At 32.1% G+C, this 11,571-nt stretch carries 12 protein-coding genes; 7 read left to right on the top strand and 5 right to left on the bottom strand.

All coding sequences use genetic code 11. The features are described 5' to 3' along the window. The coding region (locus tag RTP52_RS19935; protein ID WP_312373118.1) for a GyrI-like domain-containing protein at positions 1-580 on the top strand (580 nt) is incomplete at its 5' end. Positions 581-1,251: 671 nt separating this feature from the next. On the opposite strand, the gene RTP52_RS19930 is transcribed toward RTP52_RS19935, so the two are convergent. The 4 genes from RTP52_RS19930 to RTP52_RS19915 all read right to left on the bottom strand — a co-directional run bounded on the left by RTP52_RS19930 (position 1,252) and on the right by RTP52_RS19915 (position 3,419). Then, the gene (locus RTP52_RS19930; RefSeq protein WP_312373115.1) at positions 1,252-1,674 is read right to left on the bottom strand and encodes a DUF2871 domain-containing protein; all 423 of its coding nucleotides are present in this window, start codon (positions 1,672-1,674) and stop codon (positions 1,252-1,254) included. Beyond that, complete coding sequence (locus tag RTP52_RS19925) at positions 1,671-2,351, bottom strand: hypothetical protein (protein WP_312373114.1); 681 nt, start codon at positions 2,349-2,351, stop codon at positions 1,671-1,673. The genes RTP52_RS19930 and RTP52_RS19925 overlap by 4 nt, the downstream gene beginning before the upstream one ends. A 21-nt stretch (positions 2,352-2,372) precedes the next feature. Next, entirely contained in the window at positions 2,373-2,798 is a 426-nt protein-coding gene (locus tag RTP52_RS19920; RefSeq protein WP_312373111.1) for a hypothetical protein, read from the bottom strand. Positions 2,799-2,861: 63 nt separating this feature from the next. After that, complete coding sequence (locus tag RTP52_RS19915; protein WP_312373110.1) at positions 2,862-3,419, bottom strand: TetR/AcrR family transcriptional regulator; 558 nt, start codon at positions 3,417-3,419, stop codon at positions 2,862-2,864. A gap of 332 nt (positions 3,420-3,751) precedes the next feature. Between RTP52_RS19915 and RTP52_RS19910 the strand changes: the two genes are divergently transcribed. From RTP52_RS19910 to RTP52_RS19900, 3 genes are all read left to right on the top strand, one after another. Beyond that, the gene (locus RTP52_RS19910) at positions 3,752-4,099 is read left to right on the top strand and encodes a winged helix-turn-helix transcriptional regulator (RefSeq protein ID WP_331661975.1); all 348 of its coding nucleotides are present in this window, start codon (positions 3,752-3,754) and stop codon (positions 4,097-4,099) included. Positions 4,100-4,180: 81 nt separating this feature from the next. Then, positions 4,181-5,428, top strand: coding sequence for a cytochrome c biogenesis protein/redoxin (locus tag RTP52_RS19905; RefSeq protein ID WP_312373108.1), 1,248 nt, complete (start codon positions 4,181-4,183; stop codon positions 5,426-5,428). A 362-nt stretch (positions 5,429-5,790) separates the two neighbouring features. Continuing rightward, positions 5,791-6,171, top strand: a complete 381-nt coding sequence (locus RTP52_RS19900; RefSeq protein ID WP_312373106.1) for a VOC family protein — start codon at positions 5,791-5,793, stop codon at positions 6,169-6,171. A gap of 235 nt (positions 6,172-6,406) precedes the next feature. On the opposite strand, the gene RTP52_RS19895 is transcribed toward RTP52_RS19900, so the two are convergent. Beyond that, a complete protein-coding gene (locus tag RTP52_RS19895) occupies positions 6,407-9,046 on the bottom strand; it encodes an ABC transporter ATP-binding protein/permease (RefSeq protein ID WP_312373104.1) in 2,640 nt (879 codons plus the stop codon). 471 nt (positions 9,047-9,517) lie between these two features. Between RTP52_RS19895 and RTP52_RS19890 the strand changes: the two genes are divergently transcribed. From RTP52_RS19890 to RTP52_RS19880, 3 genes are all read left to right on the top strand, one after another. Beyond that, positions 9,518-10,195 carry a response regulator transcription factor gene (locus tag RTP52_RS19890; RefSeq protein WP_312103746.1) on the top strand — a complete coding sequence of 226 codons (678 nt, stop codon included), beginning with the start codon at positions 9,518-9,520 and terminating at the stop codon, positions 10,193-10,195. Continuing rightward, positions 10,188-11,240 (top strand): HAMP domain-containing sensor histidine kinase, encoded by a 1,053-nt coding sequence (locus RTP52_RS19885; RefSeq protein ID WP_312103749.1) that lies wholly within the window; start codon positions 10,188-10,190, stop codon positions 11,238-11,240. The genes RTP52_RS19890 and RTP52_RS19885 overlap by 8 nt, the downstream gene beginning before the upstream one ends. A gap of 93 nt (positions 11,241-11,333) precedes the next feature. Further along, complete coding sequence (locus RTP52_RS19880; protein ID WP_312373101.1) at positions 11,334-11,567, top strand: hypothetical protein; 234 nt, start codon at positions 11,334-11,336, stop codon at positions 11,565-11,567. Positions 11,568-11,571: the final 4 nt, after the last annotated feature.

Below are 11,571 nucleotides of genomic sequence, written 5' to 3'. Positions count from 1 at the left end.
CTTTTTAGAGATAAAACAAGCTGAAGTACAAGGTCAGGCAGAAGAAGCAAAGCGTCGTTTACTACTCCTTGAAACAACGATTTATAGGTTGAGAAAGGATGGTATAGTTATGAACTATAATGTTACACTAAAAGAACTACCAGAAAGATATGTTGCAAGCGTTAGAAAAGTAATACCTACCTATGTGCATGAGGGAATGTTATGGGGGATTCTTATGCAGGAAACTGCAAATCTTAATTTACAAAACGGTGATCCATGTTATACTCTGGCTATATTCCATGACGGAGAGCACAAAGAATCTGATGTGGATGTAGAAGTGCAAAAGTCTGTGAAAGGTAGTTATCAAAATACAGAGAATGTAGTATTTAAAACAGTAGCACCGATTCAAATGGCATCTGCAATCTATAAAGGTAGTTACGAGAAAATAAATGAAGTAAATGAAGCAGTAGCGAATTGGGTAAGAGATAACGGTTATGAATTTAATGGATTATCTTTTTGCATCTATCATGTAAGTCCTCACGAAACAAAGAATCCTGAGGAATTAATTACTGAAGTTTGCTATCCTGTACTAAAGAAATAAAAAGTTTTAGAATAATAAAAAGTTATGGAATAAAAAAAGTTTTAGTAATAATAAAAAGTTCTGTAAGTAATAAAAAGTTTTTTGATGTAACAAAGATTTCCTAAGTAATAAAGAGTTCCTGTAAGTAATTAGTTATTGAAGTTATTTGAGGTTGTTATATAAAAATAAAGCTGGATAAGAGTTTGATAAGTGTTCTACTGAATAAAAAAGAGAAATAATTACTTGTCTATTTAGGAGGGATATCTGTTTTCTCTGAAACAGCTTTATTTTTTATGTTAGGATAGTATAATTCTCTTAACCATTAGTCAAAATTTGTACCTGTTAATTAACAAAGGCTCCATTGTCTAAGTATAAAAAGTTATATAAAATAGGTATATGATTACTATTAGGAACAAGGAGAACACTATGAAAATAAATCAAATCATGAAAGAGAAACGAAAAGACAAGAGTATCCGAATTGCGATAGATTAATTGGAATTCTTGCCCTAACGTTAGAAGGGGCTTTGATTATAAATGGCTTTGATAATAAAGAAAAATATGAGGAAAATACAAGGCAACAAAAGTCAGACTTTAGGTCTGACTTTTGTATTAATGATATTAAATTGTATACCATGTTATAACCCTGGTAGATTTTTATGATAGAAAACGTTGAGAATAAAATTTTAGCAAAACTAATTTTCCCATTTAGTAATTATGCTTTTTAGCGCTAGGAACAATATTACCAATGCAACTGTTATTATGATGTGTGCAATACCAGCAATACCAGAAACCGCTGCATTAGCACCTTTGCTAAGTTGTAATTCTAATACTTGTATTACACCACGAATGACTAGCATAATTACCATAAGTGGTAGTCCTATGTTATATAGTACTAAAAATAATTTAAATTTTTGATTGTTTTGTAAGTCTGTATTTCTACAAAATAGTGTTAAAATCATAAACAATAGTGTTCCTAAAACTAGTAAATGAACATGGACCAATGATAAAGTTGTTCTTCCAGTGAAACCCATATATTTTGTGAATTCACGATAAAAAACTCCACCTATCATAGCGCATATAAAGTAGAACAATGAAAGGTTTAATAATTTTTTCATTTTGTATTACCACCTTTTAATTCTGAGCGCATATCACGAAATCCAATTACAACCGTCCAAACATAAGCGCATGTCTTTGGAATCATTAACATTCCGACAAGTGGAAATACATCTGCAAATAATACTACTGGAATATAAAATGCAAAGCTTAATACAATGGTCAACCACATATAACGAAATGAGCTATCATTATGTTCTTTAGCCATTTTGAAAAACAGAATGATAATGATTAAACCTAATAAGGCGAACGGAATATTGCGATATATTGCCCAATTTAAAGGAGAGGTTGAACTTGTCCATGCATTTTGTGGAAATAAACACAATACGATACGTACAATAGCCAGTATATATATAGAAATAGTCAATCCAAGTTTCCCTTTGATTTGGTAACGTAAACGCCAAACATAATAAAGTAATATATAGAAAATAGTCATAGTAATTGATGTAATAAATTTTCCAATTCCCAAAGCGGTAGTATAATTTTCTAATCCTGTCGTACATAATGCGACTGCGCGGGGTACTAAATGAAAAGAATCTCCAACGCCTAAGGTTACTGCCATAATACCGAATAAGAGGTATTGTTTTCTTCCTTGATTTTTTTGAATCATGATGATTCCTAAAGTTATTACTGTAATAAGATATATAACATCAAACGATGTTTCCATAATTGCTTGCATAATTTTTTACCTCACTTTAAATTATTTTTCAGTCCTCTGTGTAAAATAGTTGTATCCAAATAAAATTCCTGCTAAAAATAAAGCTGCTCCTAATCCTGAATAAAAAACTGCGATATATAAATCAGGGAAAATATTTGATAATCGTATCCCTATACCAAATGAAATCATAAAAGCCATGATGAAAAAAGATTTTATATCAAAAAATTTCAAAAAAAACTGTTTTTCTTCATTATAATTTATAATTCTGTAAGTGTGCTTCCGAACAAGTTTACCAAAGACCATAAACCAAAATAGAATAAATATTACAATAGAAATAAAAAGGTTTATGATTGTAAGATTATCTTTGTAAGAAATAATTCCTATACGCAAAATATTAAATCCTGCTAATAACCAAACAACGCTTGCTAATAGAAGTAAATTTCTCTTCTTTATTTTCGTATAAAACATCTCCTTTAAAATGAACTATGTTCAGTATTGTTCGAAATTTTTCCTACCTGTAAAAGTAGGAACTTAGTAAATACAGCGTGATACCATTTCAAGTAAAGCTTTACAATGTTCTTGCCTCTGAAGTAACATTGATGTAAATGTTGTAAAGATCAAATTAACAAATTCATCCGCTGTTAAAATATCATTAAATGCGTTTGAACGGACGTTTGTATCATGTTCTAAAACATATAAAAGACTTTGCTTTATATGTCCAAAGTAATGTTCCATCATTTGTCGTCCCTTAACTTTATCCTCGGACGCGAAACTCATAGAATGTAAATTAAAAAATCCAGGATATTTTTTGCATCCTTTATTGATACTTTCAAAAAGCCAAAGAAGACAATCTTTAAAATTTAGAAATTCAAATGTATCTCCTGACATATGAAATATATCTTTCCAAACATCTTCTACGGTTGCGGTAATTAGTTCTGTTTTCGATGGGAAATAGTTATAGATAGAACCGACAGCCACCCCGCAAGCATTTGCTACAGTACGCATATTAATCGCTGAGATACCTCTTTCCATTACAATCTTACGACTTTCAAATAGGATCATTTCCTTTGAAGTAACTATATTATTCACTATATTCACCTCCACGATATGAACATTGTTCATTTTAAATCTATTATTTTTTTTTGTCAAGTAGTTATGTTTAAAAAATATCTGTTATTGTGATGTAAATATTAGCATTCTTAGATATATTTTCTTATCTAATGTGGAATAACGAGAAATGGCTACTTATCCTTGTAAGTCAGGTTATTCAATATCCTTATAAGATTTATGACCTGCTTGGTAAATCAATGAGAAAAAAATGATGTCAACTTTGTCAATATGATATAAAATAAGATAGACAAGAATTTTTATATTTGCAGTTTGTATAATAAACAGATTATTTATTTCCAAGGAGTAAGAGAATGATTATTCATATCAAACAAGAGACATATGATTGCCCTGTTGAAGCACTTGCGAATTTATTAGGGAAAAAGTGGATAGCAACCATAATCTGTACAATCAAGTATGAGAAGAAGCGCTTCGGTGAATTAGAAAAAGAGTTAGAGGGCTGTACAAGGAAAATGATTATCCAACAACTTGAATTACTTATGAAACAAGAAATCGTAAGTAATCAAAAGGAGATCAATGGAAATAGCATCGAATCATATTACTATCTTAGTGAGAAGGGACTTACGCTATTACCTTTGGTGGAAGAGATGATTGCATGGGGAAGTAAAAATCTAAAGTGTGATAAATCGGGACGTTACTAAAAAGTGCCCTATTGCTTTCGTTCGAACGGTTTGATAAGCTATAATTATCAAAATCGTATGAGAAAAAGTTAATGGAGGAATATGGATCATATTAATTTTATAATTGTATTCTTAGAGGGGGTATTATCCTTCTTGTCGCCTTGTGTCATTCCTCTTTTACCAATTTATTTGGCAATATTATCAAGTAGTAATCGGAATGATGGAAACAGTATAGAAACAAATAGAAATAGGATTGGCAATAATAGTAGTGCTAAAAATAGTAATACTAATAACAATAGTTTAAACAAAAGTTCAAACAAAAGAGTGTTATTTACCAATACTATCTTATTTGTATTAGGAATTTCTACTACGTTCTTTCTCTTAGGAACTGGAATAGGAATTTTTCGAACCTTTTTAACTGAATATAAACGGTATTTCTTAATAATTGGTGGTAGCTTTATCTTTCTTATGGGGCTATTTTACGTGGGGGACATAAAGATACCTTTTTTACAAAAAGAAAAGAGGATACACATAAAAACCAATCAGATGAATCCTATCATAGCATATTTATTAGGTTTCACCTTTAGTTTTGGATGGACACCATGCATAGGACCAATGCTTGCTTCTGTGCTTGTACTAGCGTCGACTAAGCAAAATATTTGGACGGGAAACCTACTTATAGGTATCTATACGTTAGGTTTTATTCCATTTCTTATCGTTGCAGCGTTTTCAGATAGGATGCTTAGTCTATTGGAAAAAGTCAAATTAAAGTCGGATAAGCTAAAAACTATTGGCGGGTATATCATACTGCTTATGGGATTTCTTGTTCTAGTGAACGGAATAACAACACCAAAGTTTATTAGACCTACTTATGTTCAAGGAAAAAATTCGAATGGGGAATCTAAGAGCATACTGGCTCCGGATTTTATTTTAATTGATCAATATGGAAATACTCATACATTAAGTGATTATAAAGGAAAAACTGTATTTCTTAATTTCTGGGCAACATGGTGCCCACCTTGTAAAAGAGAGATGCCCCATATTGAAGAAATCTATAAGGAATATGGAAGTAATCAAGAGGATGTAATTATCTTAGGCGTCGCTTTTCCAAATGAGGGTAAAGAGAAGTCAAAACGAGGAATCATGTCATTTTTAGAAGAGAAAAAATATACGTTTCCAGTAGTATTTGATGAATCCTCATACTTATCTTATTACTATAATATTTCCGTGTATCCTACAACTTTTATTATAAATCCAGAGGGAAGTATCGAGGGATATTTTCAAGGTGCTATGAGAAAAGACGATATGAGAAATATAATAGATCGGGTTAGGAATGAGAGTGTAAGATAATTTTTTTACTTGATTCGATTGTTAAAGTGATGTATCTTAAGTTAAGATGTAAGATTAGTGGTTTGGAAATTATAGGGTATGCAAAAGAAGATTAGATATCTTAGGATGCAAACAGCTTAGATATCTTTGTATATTTTAAATCAAATAACAACAATCTTAGATTTGTAAGACAGCTTAGAATGAATTAGAATTATAATTCATAAAAAAGAGAATTTTGAGCAAGTTAATTAGTATAAAAGAAATTATTATGTTTGTTGCAGTAAATAAAGTTACTTAGCGAATTAGCAATGGAAGAAAGAGTACTTTATAATTCAGGTTAAGTATAATAATTTGCGGACATAACGTTATTTGGAGGTTAATAAATGATACAGAATATTGGTAAAGTTACGTTATATGTTAATAATCAAGAGGAAGCAAAAAATTTCTGGACAGAAAAGATGAATTTTGTAGTGCGTTTAGAACAACCGATGGGACCAAATATGAAGTGGTTGGAAGTTGGACCAGCGAATGATTCATTTACAACATTCGTATTATATGAAAAAAAATTAATGATGAGCCAAAACCCAGACACAAATGTTGGACATCCTTCAATCCTATTAAGTACAAATGATATACAGAAGACCTATCAGGAATTGTTGGACAAAGAGGTTAAGGTTGATGAAATTCTAACTATGCCATATGGAAGTATGTTTAATTTTTATGACATGGACGGTAACACGTTCTTAGTTAGAGAAGATAAATAATTCGGCTAACTACTCTCGAAAAGTACTAGTTTACTAACAATAGTAAGAGAGTACCAAGTTAAAAGTTTATGTCATCCACCCGATAATCGGAACTCTTAGTTCCGATTATTTAATCAATGCATATGGATAATCAAAAACACCGTCGGATAATATGAAACTAACCGACGGTGTTTTTTGCGTACCTACTGTATTAATAATTAATAGATAATTTTACAATATCATTATAGCTATAGAATTACTCTGTTCTAAGTGCAGTTACAGGATCTTTCTTAGCTGCTTTCTTAGAAGGAATTAAACCTGCAATTAATGTTAATATCATACTGATAACTACAAGTACGATTGCATAGCCCCATGGTAATACTGCAATTTTAGAAATTCCTGATAATGAAGCAATAATCGCGTTTATCGGTATTAATAGTAAGAGAGAAATAATAATACCAAGCATACCTGAGGTAAATCCAATAATTAATGTTTCTGCGTTAAAGATACTGGAAATATTACGTTTTGAAGCTCCTATACTTCGTAAAATACCAATCTCTTTTGTTCGCTCCAGAACAGAAATGTAGGTGATAATTCCAATCATTATAGAGGAAACGACAAGTGAAATTGCTACAAAACCTATTAAAACATAACTAATCATATCGATGATAGTTGTAATAGATGACATCATAAGTCCAACGAAATCGGTATAGTTAATGGTCATCTCTTCATGGCCAGCGTCTTTCTGGGTTGTATTATAATCTTCAATGATTTTCGCAATAGCATCTTTCGCTTCAAAGTTAATAGGATAGAGGTTAATAGTTGAAGGTTGGTCTAGATTTACGATTCCTAACTGTGCTATGTTGTCTTCATAGGTTGCTTCCTTACCAGCAGCAGAGCGAATTTGTTCTCCGAAGATAGAAATAATTTCCTCTTCCGTCATAGTTGAGCTTAGCATTTTAAATTGTTGTTGCTCCTCTTCAGACAATGTTTTCACGAAATCATTGATTTCTTTCATTGTTATGTTTTTCATATATCCATTCATATCAAAAGGCATATTCGTAAAAACATTCGTTTCTTTATCTGCAAGTTGAGTTTTTGTGATGTCACTGTTATTAATTTTATTGATGATATATTCTGTTAAAGAGGAGGTATATCCAACTTCGCCATGAATGGATGCTGCACTTGCTTCTGGATTCGGCCTGAGGATACCAACAATTTTTAAATCCAGAGAGTCATTTACCAATTTTTTCATAAATGATTGATCATCGCGCATATCCTTCCAAATACCAGTTTCCTTGTTATATACATAGTAATCCGTATTTAGTACTAATTTAAAAGTCTTATTCAAAACTTCATCGTAAGAAAACGACGCATGGTCAGGTTCTTTGACATCTTTGCCTTTGGCTAATGCTTTTTGAATGTTTTTAAATTCTTCCTGATTCATAAAATCCAAGGTGTAAAGAGCTAAGTCACTGATTTCATTATTTTTATCAACGACCAGTACGACTTCGTTATAAGCACCTTCCTCTGGAAAACGCCCCGCAAGAACATCATATTGAGATTCTAATAGTTCTTTATTTCCTAACATCTCTGAAAATACATCGGAAGACGTCATACCCATTCCTGGGGCGCTCATACCACTCATTCCGCCCATTCCAGATTTGTTTAACAATTCACTTGGATTTAATTGTGTTACACCATTTGATGTATCTGAACTAAAGATTTGTAAATCCAAATCATAACCGTATTGGATTGTAGAAACAGAATCGAGTATCTTGGAATCTCCACGTTCAATATATTTTTTAAATGTTCCTAAATCATTCGCTTTTGTTTCCTGACTTAAGGTGGAAAACATACTGGTAACTATATTATTTGAATATATTTTATCTAAATCATGTTCCACACCATTCGATGTATTTTGTTCCATCATCGTCGTCATCATAGAAGTCATATCGATACTTTCTCTCTCAATGCTGATTGGATAAGTAGATAGGGTATCTTTTTGTACGGTTTCAATATAGGTATTGATACCACTAGAAAGTGCTAGGATTAGAGCAATACCAATAATTCCAATACTTCCTGCAAATGATGTAAGAATTGTTCTTGCTTTTTTCGTTTTTAGGTTATTTAAGCTAAGAGATAGTGCTGTAAGGAAAGACATTGAAGTTTTTCCCATTGTTTTGTGCTCTGGCTTTGTTACTTCCTGTTGATTCGGCTGATAAGGATCGGAGTCATCGGTTATCTTACCGTCACGAAGCTTTACAATACGTGTGGCATATTTCTCAGCTAATTCAGGATTATGAGTAACCATGATAACCAGTCTATCTTTGGCAATTTCTTTTAATAAATCCATAACAAGAATACTTGTTTCTGTATCCAGTGCTCCTGTTGGTTCGTCAGCAAGAAGGATATCAGGATTATTGACAAGTGCTCTGGCAATTGCCACACGCTGCATTTGTCCACCTGAGAGTTGATTCGGTTTCTTATGAATTTGATTTCCAAGACCTACTTTTTCGAGAGCTTCTTTTGATAATCTTTTCCTTTCCTTATTCGAGATACCGGAAATAGTGAGGGCTAATTCTACATTGGATAAGATGGATTGATGAGGGATTAAGTTGTAACTTTGAAATACAAAACCAATGGTATGATTTCTATAGGAATCCCAGTCACGGTCCTTATATTTTTTCGTTGAAATACCATTAATGATTAAATCACCGTTATCATAACGGTCTAAACCCCCAATGATATTTAATAATGTTGTTTTACCAGAACCACTTGGTCCAAGGATTGCAACAAATTCATTGTCACGAAGTGTTAAACTGACATCATCAAGTGCAGACTGTACCAGATACTTCGTAGCGTATTTTTTGGATATGTTCCTAATTTGTAGCATAATTTATTATCTACCTTTCTGTTTATTATGGAGAAGCCATTACTGACGTATTATATATAGTAATGAGAAACTGAAAATAAACTATTCCGTGAAAGTTTATTTACTTTTAGGTTTATCTTCCATGATATAATATAACTTAAATGAAGTTTTTATTCAATTTCATATAAGGTATTCTTTCATGCACCTCTTAACTGATAATCGGAATATCTGCTCTATTTTTTACCTGTAAGGGAGAAGTGAGCTACCTATTTGTAGCTTGAGTAATGTTCCATTTTCTGATTGTTGTGGGGAAGTAGTACTGTCGTATTGAAAATTAGAATAAGGGACTAAAAATAAACATGCTATGAAATTTTGTTAATTTTAGGTTTATCTTTCGTGTTATAATAAGACTGAAAAGAAAAAGTTATTCAACTTCTGATAAAAGATGTGTTTTATACACTAATTATAGTTTGCTTAAGGAGGAACGATACTATGTTTCAAATATTGGTCGTAGAAGATGATAAGAATACGGCTAGGTTAATGAAAGCAGTTCTAATGCATGCAGGATACGAAGTTTTTTGTGCAGACAATGGGGTTAGTGCGTTAGAATTGATGGATAAACAACATATTGACTTGATTATTCTTGATGTCATGATGCCAAAGATGGACGGGTATGAGTTTACAAAGCAATTACGCGGTAGTAATGACAATACACCAATTCTTATGGTAACAGCGAAACAATTACCAGAAGATAAATGCAAAGGATTTCTAGCTGGGACTGATGACTATATGGTAAAGCCTGTAAATGAAGATGAAATGTTACTTCGTATTAAGGCGTTACTTCGCCGTGCTAAGATTGTGAATGAACACAAGCTTCACATAGGCAAAATAACCTTAGATTATGATGCACTAACCGTTTCGAAAGAGGGGGAGAGTCAAACGCTTCCACAAAAAGAGTTTTATTTGCTATATAAGCTATTGTCCTATCCTGATAGAATATTTACTCGAATTCAATTGATGGATGAGATATGGGGCATGGAGTCTGAGACAGTTGATACTACGGTAAATGTGCATATTAACCGATTGAGAAAGCGTTTTGAAGGCTATTCTGAATTTGATATTATAGCAATCCGAGGAATTGGATATAAGGCGGTGAAAAATTGTGAGTAAAGTTAGCAAGAAGTGCGAAAGTTTTAAATTGGCATTACTCTTTGCTTTTATCATATTTGTTATCATGTTAGTAACGATGACTTTGTTGTTTGGAATATTTATTGTGTTAAATCATTTTGAAATGTTTTCTTCAATTTCAACAAGAAAGCCCTTGACCCCGATTTTTGTATTTGCGGTAGTCAGCGTACTAATTGGAACGATAATATCGATGATATTTAGCAGGATACCTCTTTCTCCGATACGAGAAATCGTTTCTGCGGCGGATCGTTTAGCAGAAGGTGATTTTAGTGTTAGAGTAAAATTAAAGGGACCAAAGGAATTTCAAAAGTTAAATAGAAGTTTTAATCATATGGCGGAGGAACTTGGTGGTATAGAGATACTTCGATCTGATTTTATTAATAATTTTTCCCATGAGTTTAAGACTCCAATCGTATCGATGAGAGGATTTGCCAAGATGCTAAAGTACAATGATTTAACCAAAGAGGAAAGGGATGAGTATCTTGATATTATTATTAATGAATCAGATCGACTTAGCGAATTAGCAACGAATGTACTGAATTTATCTAAGATAGAAAATCAAACAATAGTTACAGACAAGACACGGTTTAATGTTAGTGAACAAATTCGAAGAGTAGTTGTATTACTAGAAAAAAGGTGGATCGAAAAGAACATAGAGATAGCGTTTGATTGTGATGAAATATTTCTTTATGGTAATGAAGAGTTATTAAAACAAGTATGGATTAATTTATTGGATAATGCTATTAAATTTACCACGCCAGATTCCATCATAGATATTCAAGTAATCCAAGATAAAAAAAATCTTAAGATTTCGATATCGGATCAAGGAAATGGGATGACTGAGGATACGAAGACACGCATCTTTGATAAGTTTTATCAAGGCGATACTTCCCATGCAACCAAAGGAAATGGACTTGGTTTAACGATTGCCAAGGAGATTGTTGAACTTCACGAGGGGAAGATACAGATTACAAAATCCGATCAAAGTGGTACCACCTTTGAGGTTATCTTACGTACAGACTACTAAGTTTTAAAGAACGAGATGCAGTATAAAAATAAGGTATTATAATTGGAAGTATAATTAGCATTAGATAAGAAAATGAGTAGTAAGTAGCAAATCATGTTAAAGATGTATGTTAGAAGTGCATTGGAGTATCAATCTTCCTTATTTGGAGCTCTTATGGAACAAGGAGTTTTTATTGAAAGTAATCCACAAACGGTAGCCTTACATTTTTATGCTCCAGTTTTCTTATTACTATCGAAATTTGACAAAAAGCCTGAATGTGAAGTAGAGGCATTAAATGAACTTAAAAATCATGTAAGTCAATTTTCCAGATTATATTCTCGGAGGTAAACTA

It is taken from the genome of Lachnoclostridium sp. (assembly GCF_031997925.1).
Lineage (GTDB): Bacteria > Bacillota > Clostridia > Lachnospirales > Lachnospiraceae > Lachnoclostridium.
The sequence above is the reverse complement of the archived record's forward strand: the minus strand, read 5'-3'. Positions and strand labels throughout refer to the sequence as shown.